Annotated in this window: 13 protein-coding genes; 6 read left to right on the forward strand and 7 right to left on the reverse strand. The window is 55.3% G+C overall.

The features are described from left to right. Positions 1-378: 378 nt before the first annotated feature. The 4 genes from petA to AC0JZ1_RS06385 all read left to right on the forward strand — a co-directional run bounded on the left by petA (position 379) and on the right by AC0JZ1_RS06385 (position 3,814). Positions 379-957, forward strand: coding sequence for a ubiquinol-cytochrome c reductase iron-sulfur subunit (gene petA, locus AC0JZ1_RS06370; protein WP_471881576.1), 579 nt, complete (start codon positions 379-381; stop codon positions 955-957). An 11-nt stretch (positions 958-968) separates the two neighbouring features. Continuing rightward, positions 969-2,243 (forward strand): cytochrome b, encoded by a 1,275-nt coding sequence (locus AC0JZ1_RS06375; RefSeq protein ID WP_471881577.1) that lies wholly within the window; start codon positions 969-971, stop codon positions 2,241-2,243. A gap of 23 nt (positions 2,244-2,266) precedes the next feature. Next, a complete protein-coding gene (locus tag AC0JZ1_RS06380; RefSeq protein WP_471881578.1) occupies positions 2,267-3,145 on the forward strand; it encodes a cytochrome c1 in 879 nt (292 codons plus the stop codon). Between the two features lie 126 nt (positions 3,146-3,271). Continuing rightward, positions 3,272-3,814, forward strand: a complete 543-nt coding sequence (locus tag AC0JZ1_RS06385) for an adenine phosphoribosyltransferase (protein WP_471881579.1) — start codon at positions 3,272-3,274, stop codon at positions 3,812-3,814. A gap of 77 nt (positions 3,815-3,891) precedes the next feature. Here AC0JZ1_RS06385 and AC0JZ1_RS06390 read toward each other — a convergent pair whose 3' ends face one another. The 3 genes from AC0JZ1_RS06390 to AC0JZ1_RS06400 all read right to left on the reverse strand — a co-directional run bounded on the left by AC0JZ1_RS06390 (position 3,892) and on the right by AC0JZ1_RS06400 (position 5,807). Continuing rightward, positions 3,892-4,359, reverse strand: coding sequence for a MaoC family dehydratase (locus AC0JZ1_RS06390; protein ID WP_471881580.1), 468 nt, complete (start codon positions 4,357-4,359; stop codon positions 3,892-3,894). After that, entirely contained in the window at positions 4,356-4,826 is a 471-nt protein-coding gene (locus AC0JZ1_RS06395) for a MaoC family dehydratase (protein WP_471881581.1), read from the reverse strand. The genes AC0JZ1_RS06390 and AC0JZ1_RS06395 overlap by 4 nt, the downstream gene beginning before the upstream one ends. Before the next feature lie 72 nt (positions 4,827-4,898). Next, on the reverse strand, positions 4,899-5,807 hold the full coding sequence (locus tag AC0JZ1_RS06400) for a LysR family transcriptional regulator ArgP (RefSeq protein WP_471881582.1): 909 nt from the start codon (positions 5,805-5,807) through the stop codon (positions 4,899-4,901). Between the two features lie 90 nt (positions 5,808-5,897). Here AC0JZ1_RS06400 and AC0JZ1_RS06405 point away from each other — a divergent pair, with 90 nt between their 5' ends. Further along, positions 5,898-6,506, forward strand: a complete 609-nt coding sequence (locus AC0JZ1_RS06405; protein WP_471883374.1) for a LysE/ArgO family amino acid transporter — start codon at positions 5,898-5,900, stop codon at positions 6,504-6,506. Between the two features lie 57 nt (positions 6,507-6,563). Here the strand turns inward: AC0JZ1_RS06405 and ychF are convergent, their stop codons facing one another. Then, positions 6,564-7,667, reverse strand: coding sequence for a redox-regulated ATPase YchF (ychF, locus tag AC0JZ1_RS06410; RefSeq protein ID WP_471881583.1), 1,104 nt, complete (start codon positions 7,665-7,667; stop codon positions 6,564-6,566). A 201-nt stretch (positions 7,668-7,868) separates the two neighbouring features. Between ychF and clpS the strand changes: the two genes are divergently transcribed. Next, positions 7,869-8,177, forward strand: a complete 309-nt coding sequence (clpS, locus tag AC0JZ1_RS06415) for an ATP-dependent Clp protease adapter ClpS (RefSeq protein WP_471881584.1) — start codon at positions 7,869-7,871, stop codon at positions 8,175-8,177. Positions 8,178-8,179: 2 nt separating this feature from the next. Here clpS and pth read toward each other — a convergent pair whose 3' ends face one another. The 3 genes from pth to AC0JZ1_RS06430 all read right to left on the reverse strand — a co-directional run bounded on the left by pth (position 8,180) and on the right by AC0JZ1_RS06430 (position 12,132). Then, on the reverse strand, positions 8,180-8,902 hold the full coding sequence (gene pth, locus AC0JZ1_RS06420; RefSeq protein WP_471881585.1) for an aminoacyl-tRNA hydrolase: 723 nt from the start codon (positions 8,900-8,902) through the stop codon (positions 8,180-8,182). Between the two features lie 90 nt (positions 8,903-8,992). Then, the gene (locus AC0JZ1_RS06425) at positions 8,993-9,721 is read right to left on the reverse strand and encodes a substrate-binding periplasmic protein (protein WP_471881586.1); all 729 of its coding nucleotides are present in this window, start codon (positions 9,719-9,721) and stop codon (positions 8,993-8,995) included. Positions 9,722-9,756: 35 nt separating this feature from the next. Continuing rightward, positions 9,757-12,132 (reverse strand): putative bifunctional diguanylate cyclase/phosphodiesterase, encoded by a 2,376-nt coding sequence (locus AC0JZ1_RS06430; RefSeq protein WP_471881587.1) that lies wholly within the window; start codon positions 12,130-12,132, stop codon positions 9,757-9,759. Between the last annotated feature and the right edge of the window lie 41 nt (positions 12,133-12,173).

Raw genomic sequence — 12,173 nt, forward strand, 5'->3', positions numbered from 1 at the left:
TTAAAAGCTGGCTTCCTTGCCTTCGCAGTATCTTTCCCCAAGCAAGTTCTCAACGCGTGCGTTTGCGGTGACGTCATGTGGATGAGAAACTGCGCGTCATTGGTGCAGATGTGTTGGCGAATCATGCTAACCACACTGGCAGAGGGAAAAGCGTGTTCGAAATGCGGGACTGACCTGCGTGAGTTGGGGCTCAAGTGTTGCGTGCATCCATCGGGGCGCGACAATGTGCCTGTGGCTTATCGCAGAAGACTGGACTTATCTTGCGTTCACGCTTAGACAATTTTCGGGGAGAATAGTGTCCAATTGTGTCTGAATTGGACCACGAGGGTGAGGGGCAATGCAAATTCAGTACATTTCTGCGCAGAGGATGGGTTGAACGTGAGCGAGCACGACACGAACAGCGGCACGATGGGTGAGCCCACGCGCCGTGATTTCCTTTATCTGGCCACTGGAATGGCCGGTGCCGTAGGTGCCGCCGCCGTTGCGTGGCCGTTCATCGACCAAATGCGGCCGGATGCTTCCACGCTTGCGCTGGCTTCCATCGAAGTTGATGTTTCAAGCGTTCAGCCGGGCATGTCCTTGACGGTGAAGTGGCGCGGCAAGCCTATCTTCATTCGTAACCGTACGGAGAAGGAAGTGGCGGAAGCCAATTCCGTCGCGCTTGGCGACCTGAAAGATCCGGTAGCGCGCAATGCAAACCTCGGCGCTGACGCCAAGGCAACGGATATCGACCGTTCCGCCGGCAAGGGCAAAGAAAACTGGATCGTCATGATCGGCTCCTGCACCCATCTGGGTTGCGTGCCGCTCGGCCAATCGGGGGATTTCGGCGGTTGGTTCTGTCCTTGCCATGGTTCGCACTACGATACGGCGGGCCGCATCCGTAAAGGTCCTGCGCCGCAGAACCTTGCGATTCCGACGTTTACATTTGCTTCCGATACTGTGATCCGGATCGGGTGAGGGGACAGGACATGAGTGCAGGGCATTCCAATTATCAACCTTCGACGGCTGTCGAAAAATGGATCGATGCGCGGCTTCCCCTGCCGCGTATGATGTATGACAGCTTCATTGCCTACCCGGTTCCGCGCAATCTGAACTATGCCTACACATTTGGCGGCATGCTTGCCGTGATGCTGTTGGTGCAGATTTTGACGGGCGTTGTGCTGGCCATGCATTACGCGGCTGAAACGACGGTTGCTTTCAATTCCGTCGAAAAAATCATGCGTGATGTGAATCACGGCTGGCTGCTGCGTTATATGCACGCCAACGGTGCCTCCTTCTTCTTCATTGCAGTCTATCTGCATATTGCACGCGGCCTTTACTACGGCTCCTACAAGGCGCCACGCGAAATCCTCTGGATCTTGGGCGTTGTTATCTTCTTGCTGATGATGGCAACAGCCTTCATGGGCTACGTTTTGCCTTGGGGCCAGATGTCCTTCTGGGGCGCGACCGTCATCACCGGCTTCTTTACGGCCTTCCCGCTGGTAGGTGAGTGGATTCAGCAGTTCCTGCTTGGCGGCTTCGCAGTTGATCAGCCAACCCTGAACCGCTTCTTCGCACTTCATTATCTGCTGCCGTTCATGATTGCAGGCGTTGTCATCCTGCACGTCTGGGCGCTGCATGTGACGGGCCAAACCAACCCGACCGGCATTGAAGTCAAGACCAAGACCGACACTGTTCCATTCACGCCTTACGCGACGCTGAAGGACGCACTTGGCCTCTCGGTCTTCCTGCTTGTCTACGCATGGTTCGTCTTCTACATGCCAAACTATCTGGGGCATCCGGATAACTACATCATGGCGGATGCATTGAAGACGCCCGCGCACATCGTGCCGGAGTGGTACTTCCTGCCATTCTACGCCATGCTTCGTGCTATCACCTTCAACATTGGCCCGATCGATTCCAAGCTCGGCGGCGTTCTGGTGATGTTTGGCTCAATCATTGTGCTGTTCTTCCTGCCCTGGCTCGACACTTCCAAGGTCCGTTCGGCTGTCTACCGTCCATGGTACAAGCTGTTTTTCTGGATCTTCGTGGTGGACTGCATCATGCTGGGCTGGCTTGGTTCGCGCCAGCCATCCGATCTCTACACGCTGATGGCGCTGTGCGGCACAATCTATTACTTCGCCTTCTTCCTCATTCTCATGCCGGTTCTGGGTCTCATCGAAACTCCGCGTCGGATACCCAATTCGATTACCGAAGCGGTGCTTGAGAAGAACGGCAAATCTGCCGCCACGGCTCAGGTCTGATGGCAGAGAGAGGAAAGCGAACAATGAAAAAGCTTGTAACAAGCCTCGCTCTCGTTGCTGCGATGGTAGGCATGGGTGCACCCTCCGCTTTTGCGGAGGAGGCACATGATCTTGGTGCCGCAACGGAACATGCCATTGCTGCAGGCCACTTCCCGGTGCTGAAGCCGAAGAACGTGGATTGGAGCTTTGGCGGTCCATTTGGCAAGTACGACAAGGGGCAGCTGCAGCGCGGCCTCAAGGTTTACAAGGAAGTCTGCTCCGCCTGTCACTCGATGTCATTGGTTTCATTCCGCACTTTGGAAAATCTTGGCTATTCGGATGCGCAGGTAAAGGCCTTCGCCTCGGAATATGAAGTGCAGGACGGTCCGAACGGTGACGGTGAGATGTTCACCCGCAAAGCTGTTCCGTCCGACCACTTCCCGTCACCATTCCCGAACCATGAAGCAGCGGCTGCCGCCAACGGTGGGGCTGCCCCGCCAGACATGTCTCTCCTGGCCAAAGCGCGTGGCGTTGAGCGTGGGTTTCCGCTCTTCATCTTCGACATCTTCACACAGTACCAGCAGGGTGGACCGGATTACATCTATTCGCTGTTGACCGGCTATCATGAGCCGCCACAGGGTGTTGAAGTGGCTGAAGGCACGCACTTCAACCCTTATTTCGCCAGCGCGATTGCCTTGAAGATGGCGCCGCCTCTTTCGGACGGTCAGGTGACCTACGACGATGGTGCGCCGCAGACGCTCGATCAGTATGCGAAAGACGTTTCCGCATTTTTGATGTGGGCTGCAGAGCCGCATCTGGAAGAGCGCAAGCGTACTGGCTTCATGGTGATGGTGTTTCTCGCTATATTCACAATCCTTGTGTACCTGACGAAAAAGTCGGTTTACGCAAACAAGGAACATTGAGCATAGCGCTCATGATCTGTAGAAAGGCGGCTTCGGGCCGCCTTTTTCAATTGTGTGCCTGTTACCGCCAGAGTGGCGCCGGCTTTCCGATTGCTGCTCCCTCACACCTACACTGCGGAAGCTTCTATGTCAGACATTGCAAAAACCCTTGCCGCGTCCATCCGTGCCATTGAAAACTATCCAAAGCCCGGCATCATCTTTCGCGATATCACCACCATGCTGGGGGATGCGAACGCCTTCCGCACCGCTGTAGACGAGCTTGTTCGCCCTTACGCCGATCTGGCAGTAGATCAGGTGGCTGGTATAGAGGCACGTGGCTTCATTCTGGGTGGCGCCATGGCGCATCAACTGGCGTCAGGCTTCGTGCCTATCCGCAAGAAGGGTAAGTTGCCGCATACCACGGTGCGCGTCGCCTACAGCCTGGAATACGGCGTCGACGAAATGGAGATCCACGTCGATGCCGTGAAGCAGGGCGACAAGGTGATCCTCTGTGACGATCTGATTGCAACGGGTGGCACTGCAGAAGGCGCAGTGAAACTGCTTCGCCAGATGGGTGCGGAAGTCGTCAGTGCCTGTTTTGTGATCGATCTGCCGGAGCTGGGTGGTCGCAAGAAGCTTGAGGCGCTCGGCGTCGAAGTGCGCACACTGGTGGCCTTCGAGGGGCACTGATTGCTGTGCAACTTGACGAAGCACCTCTTCCATCGGCGGAAGGAGGTGCTTCGAGAGAGTGTGCAACAGCGGCAGTCTTATGCGAATTCGAGAACGCCACTTTCAAAGCGAATAACCGTATCGCCGTTCTGATTGATGCCCTCGTTCAATGTGGTATTGAGCCAAGTGCCAGGTCTGGAGGCTAGTTCCCGACTATCCAGAAGGGTCACGAAATAGGTAATGCTGTCGCCTGCGAAGACGGGTCGCAGCCATTGAAGTTTCTTGAAACCGGGTGAGGGGCCAAGGCGTGGCGGTTGCTGGCCCTCTGCCGCCAATCGCTTGCACTCGCCCTTCCAGAAGGACAGAAACATTTTCATCCAGCCAGCACTGGTGTGCCAGCCGGATGCGCACAACGCGCCAAACACATAGTTCTTCGCAGCTTCCGCATCCAGATGGAAGGGTTGCGGGTCATACTTGCTGGCAAACCGAATGATGTCCTCTGCCGCAAATTCCAAAGTGCCGGTCTCGAGGCGTTGGCCGATTGCGTAAAGTTCCGCCATCCTCATTGTGCTGCCTCCTGTACGCTGCGCATCCGAAACATGATGATCTGCTCTGCCATGCACACCGTCTCGCCTTTCTGATTGTCGATTTCGGTGCGCATGCGCACCAAACCGATACCGGGTTTGCTTCGGAGGGAGCGGGCATCCAGAACAATAGCGCGGCCAGAAAGAGTATCTCCCGCGAGAACTGGTTTCTTCCAATCCATGAACTCTACGCCGGGTGCGCCTTGGCAGGTGGAATTGAGAATGAAGCTGTCGATGATCATGCGCATATGCATGGAGGCTGTGTGCCAGCCGGAAGCCGCGAGCCCGCCCAAAATGCTGGCCTTTCCAGCCTCTTCATCAAGGTGCATCGGCTGTGGATCAAACTCGGCTGCAAACTCTATGATCTCATCGGCGGTGACTGTTTTCGGCCCCAGCGGGAACACGCGCTCTGGCGTGAAGTCTTCATAGTGAAGCTTCTCTTCTGCCATTCTCAATTCCTTCATGCCATTCATCATTGCAGCAGTTATGCAATTATTTGGCGCGACGGTCCACGCCAATGCCTATGCTGATGGACCGTTGATGGTGCGAAGTGCGAAGGCGGCAACGCAATCTGTCAGTTTCTTGAGTTGCTGCGCTGCGGAGCTGCGGATCTGCCAGTAAAGCGGCACTTCCACCACATGGTTCGGCGCAAGATCAATCAGCTTGCCCGTGTCGAGATAGGGTCGCAACAGGTATTCCGGGTTCAGGCCCCAGCCAAGGGAAAGAAGGCTGCCATCAATAAAGGCTTGGCTAGACGGAATCCAGTGGCCTGGTAATCTCACCTTTTCTCCGGTTACCTGACGGACCCACTCGTCTTGCAAATTGTCCTTTCGGTTGAAGATTAGCGCCGGGGCTTGCGAGAGGGATTGAGCCGTCGGCCCCGAGGGAAACCAGCGTTTGGCAAATTCCGGCGAGGCCGCGGCGTGGTACCGCATGTGGCCCAGATGCAGGCTACGAAAACCTTGCACAGGTTCAGCACTCGCCGTCACTGCCGCAAGCGCCCGTCCGCTTTTCAAAAGTTCCGCCGTATGTTCCTGATCATCAACCATCAAGTCCAGCAGATGGCCGCTCTCAAGGCAGTAATCACGCACGGCAGGCAGGAACCATGTGGCAAGGCTATCCGCATTGACTGCAATTGGCAGTGTGAGACGCCCCTCGCTCGAACCATTAAGGGGCAGCGCCGGCAGATCACGCGATAGTTCCTCCTCCAAAAGAAGGACATCCTCGACATGCCGAATGATTTTCTGTCCTTCAATGCTCGCCGTGCAGGGCTGGCCGCGAATGATAAGAATGGTTCCAAGCCGTTCTTCAAGGGCTTTGATGCGCTGTGAAATTGCGGATGGCGTGACGCCTAGCACTTGGGATGCTTTCTCAAAGCTCCCCTCACGAATTACGGCGGCCACCGCGCGGAGTGCTGCGTAATCAAACATGATTTAGCTATCCTAATCTTACGTTAGGAAGCTTAACTGGACTAAATTTCCTGTGCAACCTAAGTGTGGTCGCATCGGAAGGGTGGTGTGATGATTTCAGCGGCTTACACAACGGGTTTTAGTGTGGGGTTCAGTCTGATCCTGGCTATTGGCGCTCAAAACGCTTTTGTTCTGCGGCAGGGTTTGCGCAACGAATATGTGCTGGCTGTTGTTGTCACATGTGCGCTGTCCGATGCAGTCCTGATCTTTTTCGGTGTGAGCAGCTTTCGGCAGGTTTTAATGTTCGCCCCCTGGATCGATCCGCTGATGCGCTATGGCGGAGCGGCGTTTCTGGCGTGGTATGGCACGCGTAGCCTCATTTCCGCTGCGCGGCAGGGAGATGGTATGCTGGTGGCGGAAAGCGGGGGCCTGCCGTTTTCCAGCGTCATCGGCACCTGCCTCGCCTTCACCTGGCTCAATCCGCATGTCTATCTGGATACGGTGGTGCTGGTTGGGACCATTTCTACCCGCTTTCCAGGTCAAGAACTGATTTTCGCTGCTGGTGCCAGCACGGCATCCTGCGTTTTCTTCGCCTCACTCGGATATGGTGCGCGGTTGTTGAGGCCGGTTTTTGCCAAACCTCAGGCGTGGCGCGTTCTGGATCTGCTGATCGGCGTCATCATGTGGGCTATTGCCATCAGCCTGTTGTTGCGGCTCTAAACAAAAAAGCCGCCACTGCGGGGCAGGGCGGCTTCATATTAGCAATGGAAATAGTGCTTAGGTGTTGAAGCGGAAGTGGATGACGTCGCCGTCCTGAACCACATATTCCTTGCCTTCATCGCGGCCCTTGCCCGCTTCCTTGGCGCCCACTTCGCCCTTGTAGGCAATGTAGTCATCATAGGAAATGGTGAAGGCGCGGATGAAGCCGCGTTCGAAATCGGTATGAATCACGCCAGCCGCCTGCGGTGCCTTGGTGCCACGAACGATGGTCCAGGCACGGCATTCTTTCGGGCCGACGGTAAAATAAGTGATCAGGTCGAGCAGCTGATAGCCAGCGCGGATCAAGCGGTCGAGACCGGCTTCTTCCAGTTCCAGCGCCGACAGAAACTCACGGGCTTCTTCTTCCGGCAGCTGCGCAACTTCCGCTTCGATGGCCGCGGAAATGACCACGCATTCCGCACCCTGTTCCTTGGCCATGGCGGCAACGGCTTTTGTGTGCTCGTTGCCGGTGGCAGCATCGCCTTCCGCCACGTTGCAAACGTAGAGAACCGGGTGCGAGGTCAAGAGGTTCAAACCCTTCAGGATCTCGATCTCATCAGCAGCCAGCGTCTTCAGCAGCAAGCGGGCGGGCTTGCCTTCGTTCAACAGCTTGATGACGGCTTCCATAACAGGCAGCTGCGCAACGGAATCCTTGTCCTTGCCGGTGGCACGTTTACGCGTCTGTTCCACGCGGCGTTCCAAGCTCTCCAGATCGGCGAGCATAAGCTCGGTCTCGATGGTTTCAGCATCGCCGACCGGGTTGATGCGCCCTTCGACATGCGTGATGTCATCGTCTTCAAAGCAACGTAGAACGTGGACGACAGCATCCACTTCGCGAATATTGGCCAGGAACTTGTTGCCGAGACCTTCACCCTTGGAAGCGCCACGCACCAGGCCTGCAATATCCACGAAGGAAATGCGGGTGGGAATGATTTCCTTGGAGCCGGCAATGGACGCAAGCTTTTGCATGCGCGCGTCAGGCACCGCCACTTCGCCGGTATTCGGCTCAATAGTGCAGAATGGATAATTGGCCGCCTGTGCCGCAGCAGTCTTGGTCAGCGCGTTGAAGAGGGTTGACTTGCCAACATTGGGCAAGCCGACGATGCCGCATTTGAAGCCCATAAGGGTTCACCCGTCCTTGAGTTCGAATTTGTTTCGGCTATGGGGGAAAGAGACCCAAGGGTCAAGGGTGAGCGACAGAATACGCGCAATCACTTGTCGGAAAAGCCTGCATCCTCTATTATATGAGCGCTGGGCAGAGCCCTTCCTGTTCCCCTGATCGTCGAGATTGATCGTGCCGATGGCAGCGCACGGAGATGTGGCATGAGCGAAAACACCACCATCAAGCCGATTGTGAAGTCCAAGCCTAAGCTGGATAGACCCAAACTCTACAAGGTGCTGCTGCATAACGACGACTACACGCCGCGCGAATTCGTGGTGCTGGTTCTCAAGGTCGTATTTCGCATGGGGGCGGATGCCAGCCAGCGGGTCATGATGACAGCCCATCGCATGGGTTCCTGCGTCGTTGTCGTCTGCACCAAGGATGTGGCTGAAACCAAGGTCAAGGAAGCCATGGATCTGGCCAAGGACGCTGAATTTCCGCTTATGTTTACGGCTGAGCCTGAGGAGTGAGCCTACTCCTTACCGCCAAACATCTTTTTAAGCATATCTGCCATGGGTCCGGTTGTCGGCAGCGAGGGCTTGCCCTGGCTCCGTGCTTGCCGAATGTGGGATTGGCCTGACGCGGGCTTGGCGGGCTTAGGTGCTTTTTCGGGTTTATCTGCCGATTTATCGCCGGTTGCCAAGGCAATCTTGTTCATGAATTGCGAATCTTCACCCTTGACCAGCATTTCGGCATTCGCGGCGATGGCATCCAGCAGGGTTTCGAGCCAGCTTGAGTCCGCCTTGGCGAAATCGCCCAGAACGTGGTTATGCACCAACTCCTTTGCGCCAGGGTGGCCGATGCCAAGCCGCAGACGCCGGTAATCCTTGCCGCAGTGGGCATCAAGGGACTTTACGCCATTATGGCCACCATGACCGCCACCGATTTTTATACGTGCCTTGCCGGGTGGCAGGTCCAGCTCGTCATAGATGGCGATGATGTTCTGCGGACCTAGCTTGTAGAAACGCATGGCTTCACCTGCAGATTCACCGGAGAGATTCATGAAGGTTTGCGGTTTCATCAGCAACACCTTCTCACCGGCTAGTTCACCCTCGGAAATTTCCGCCTTGAACTTCTTCGACCAAGGGCCGAAGCTCGGCAGTCGCTGCAGGGAATCGACAGCCATGAAGCCGATATTGTGGCGGTTACCGGAATATTTGCTGCCGGGGTTGCCCAAACCTACGATGATAATCATGCCCAATTCCTAAACTTGATACTGCTTTCCCACTCTGATTGGGGCTGTAAGTCAAGTGGAGGCTGTTATCTGCAAAGGGTCTTTTCCCGTTTATCGACCGGGTAAAAGCCCGTATTTCTGAAATATGGCATCCCTTATTCCCGCGCCGCGTAAGGTATCCAAGGCTGCTTGCATGCGCGCGATGAGCGGTGACGGAATAAGGCGGTTACATGCAATGCCCAGTTGTTCATCGGCGAAGGGCAGGACCTTTTTGAGTTCTGCACCGTCATTCACCAGCTTGTTGAACACGCTTTCCGACATCGGCATCAGGTCTACGCGTGCGGCCAGAAGCTTGTTCAAAGACGTTTCGAATGTGTTGCTAACATCAATTCGCCTAAAGCCCTGTCGCTTGAGAAGGCCTTCGGTAAAATCACCGCGTTGTGTGGCAACGCTAAAGGCCGTCGCCTGTTGAAGAGTTTGCGCATCAATGTTTGCATCTCGACGTGAAACTAGAAAATTCACATCCGCGATCAATGGCGCAACCCACTGAAACCGGTTTTCTCGATCTGTGGTTCGGGCTGTGGCGAAGACGCAATGATTCGGTTGTGTTTCTGCGAGGGCTAGCGCTCGTGCCCAAGGCATCAACTCAATCGTATAGCTTGCCTCCTGCCGCACTTCCCGCATGATCAGCCTGACAACTTCGACGCCAGCGCCAGATGGCTGACCATCCGGAGCAATAAAGCTGTAGGGAGGATAGGGTTCTGTCGCGAAGACGATGTTTATCGCCCAAGCCGGCGTGCTTATCAGAAGTAAAACGCTTGCGAACAGGAACTGCTTCACCCCCACCACTCCCCCTTAAAGCCTGTAGTGAGCCCTCATGCGATTTTGATTTCTGCCGTTTGACGGCTGAACGTCATGTCTTTCATCAGCTCAGGCACGAAGCGCGGCTTGGAGAAAAGATATCCCTGCGCGTAATCGATACCCAGTGTTTGCAGCAATGCGTATTGTTCAGCTGTTTCTACACCTTCTGCCACAACTTTGCAGTTCATTTTATGCGCTATAGCCGTAATGCTTTCCATCAGCATCCGGTTTTTCTGTGCGACACTGATTTGATCCGTCCCTATCGAGCGTACGAAGGACTGATCGATTTTGATGATATCGACCGGAACCCGGCTCAAATAGCTCAGCGATGAATAGCCAGTGCCAAAATCGTCCAAGGCGATCTGACAACCGAATTCATGGATCTGGTCCAAGATCTTTCGGATTTCCGGGTTGTCGTGAAGCAGAACTGCTTCCGTGATTTCGATAACCAACTGATCCGGGCGAAGACCGAAGCGATTAATCTGCGCCGCGATGCGGATTGGAAGCCCGGGTTCAAATTGAAGCGGGGAGAAATTCACCGCTACATAAGTGTGATCCATTTCCGGCAGCTTGGAGATGGCCGCGAGGCTTTTCAGCGCATCCTCCAGGATTTCGTTACCGATCTGGCCGATGACGCCAGTTTCCTCAGCAACCGCGATAAATCCGCCTGGTGGTAACAGGCCTTTTGAAGGATGGCGAAGTCGCATGAGTGCTTCATAGCCACACGGCTTCTGCGTCAAGACATCGATAATTGGTTGGAAATGCGCTTCAAACCATTCATGCTCCAAGGCTTCGGCTATGTCGTTTTCGATTTCCGCTCGCTGGCGCGTTCGGTCCGAGATTGCCTCGTCATAAACGCTCGCTCCATTCTTCCCATCCCGCTTGCGCGCATACATGGCCATGTCAGAGCGCTGCAACAATTGGGCAGCACTGGAGGCATGCCGCGGATAGCTGGCAAGTCCAATGCTGGCGCTCAGGCGCACGTTTGAGCCTTCCACATCGAAAGCGCTCTCGAAGACGCCAACAATTTTTTCGCAGATTTTCGCAGCCCGCTCTTCTGCCTGTGCGCCGGTGATCAGCAGGGCGAATTCATCGCCGCCCAGGCGTGACGCGCAATCTGCGGGGGCGATAAAGGGTTTGATGCGCTCCACGAATTGCCGCAGCACACAATCACCGGCAGCATGACCCAGCGTATCGTTGATGGCCTTGAAGCGGTCGAGGTCGATGAACAGGCAAGCAACCTGGGTTTGATCGTGATCCGCCTGGGCAATCTTCTGATCCAGCATCGCCTCAAAGCCTTGCCGGTTTAGGAGACCTGTCAGATGGTCAGTAATTGCCTGCTGGTGATTGCGCAGTTCAGACTGTTTCAGTTCGGTCACGTCCGTCATGACGCTAAGGGATGTGGGAAGCTCCGCCGAGGATGATTTCAGCAGCGTTTCCATGATCAATACGTCAATGATGCGCCCGTTCGCGCACTGGAATTTCACGGTCACACCGCGTGTCGTGCCTTCATAACCCGGTTGCGCCTTGCGGTTCAGGTAAAGCGGACGATCTTCCTCTACGATGAGATCGACAAAGGGGCGACCGAGAACATTTCGGCGACTATAGCCGCTGGCAAGAAGCCAGTAATCGCTGACCGCCCAGATAAGATCTTCCGCATCCAGCGAAAACAGCATGGCCGGTGTGAGGTTGTAAATTTCCGTCGTCTGCTGGTGAGCGCGCTTCAGTTCCCGTTCTTCGCGGTCGAGCTGCGTCTGCATGTCGTTGAAGCTTTTCGCCAGCCGTCCGATTTCGTCGTTTGACCGCCAGTTCACATGATGGCGCGAGCCGAGGCGGCGCGTTGCTTCCACAGCTGCGGTCAGGCGCAACAAAGGACGAATGACCATCAATCTGTTGCCAATGATGGCTGCGATGAAAACGACAAAGATGGCGACGGCGAAAATGGAAATCAGCGTGATTTCCATTCTGTTCAGCGTCGAGAACAATCCAACCTTGCTATAGTGGATCGTTAGAGTGCCGATAGTTTGAATGCCGTCTGGCCCGCGATACACAATGGGGCGCGCGATCCGCTCAAGATCTTCGCCACTTTCGCGCAAATTGCTTTCGGTGACATCAAATTTGCCCAGCGTGTCGGTAACCCGAACCACGCGGATCGCGCTTTCTGCCACCATGCTCTCGGTGACAAGGCGTATGCTTTCGATATCCAGATCCCAGAGCGGCTTGGAGAGCGCCTGTGAATTGGCTCCGATGAGCACCTGCATGTGATCACGCAGGCTTTCCGCAGCCTGGCGAGAGGACAACGCTAGGAACAGTGTGAACAAAGGAACGACGACAATGAGCAGCGCACCGGAAATAATTGCTATGAAACGACTTTCAACAGACCGTGTCACTGCATCCCCCATATGCCGCTAGCAGAGCGTTGTTGTTCTAC

Source organism: Affinirhizobium capsici (genome assembly GCF_977018625.1).

Excerpts from the sequence above, each read along its gene's own strand:
- AC0JZ1_RS06375 (WP_471881577.1), top strand. The coding sequence starts at position 969 with ATGAGTGCAGGGCATTCCAATTATCAACCTTCGACGGCTGTCGAAAAA.
- AC0JZ1_RS06380 (WP_471881578.1), top strand. The coding sequence starts at position 2,267 with ATGAAAAAGCTTGTAACAAGCCTCGCTCTCGTTGCTGCGATGGTAGGC.
- AC0JZ1_RS06385 (WP_471881579.1), top strand. The coding sequence starts at position 3,272 with ATGTCAGACATTGCAAAAACCCTTGCCGCGTCCATCCGTGCCATTGAA.
- AC0JZ1_RS06390 (WP_471881580.1), bottom strand. The coding sequence starts at position 4,359 with ATGAGGATGGCGGAACTTTACGCAATCGGCCAACGCCTCGAGACCGGC.
- AC0JZ1_RS06395 (WP_471881581.1), bottom strand. The coding sequence starts at position 4,826 with ATGGCAGAAGAGAAGCTTCACTATGAAGACTTCACGCCAGAGCGCGTG.
- AC0JZ1_RS06400 (WP_471881582.1), bottom strand. The coding sequence starts at position 5,807 with ATGTTTGATTACGCAGCACTCCGCGCGGTGGCCGCCGTAATTCGTGAG.
- AC0JZ1_RS06405 (WP_471883374.1), top strand. The coding sequence starts at position 5,898 with ATGATTTCAGCGGCTTACACAACGGGTTTTAGTGTGGGGTTCAGTCTG.
- ychF (WP_471881583.1), bottom strand. The coding sequence starts at position 7,667 with ATGGGCTTCAAATGCGGCATCGTCGGCTTGCCCAATGTTGGCAAGTCA.
- clpS (WP_471881584.1), top strand. The coding sequence starts at position 7,869 with ATGAGCGAAAACACCACCATCAAGCCGATTGTGAAGTCCAAGCCTAAG.
- pth (WP_471881585.1), bottom strand. The coding sequence starts at position 8,902 with ATGATTATCATCGTAGGTTTGGGCAACCCCGGCAGCAAATATTCCGGT.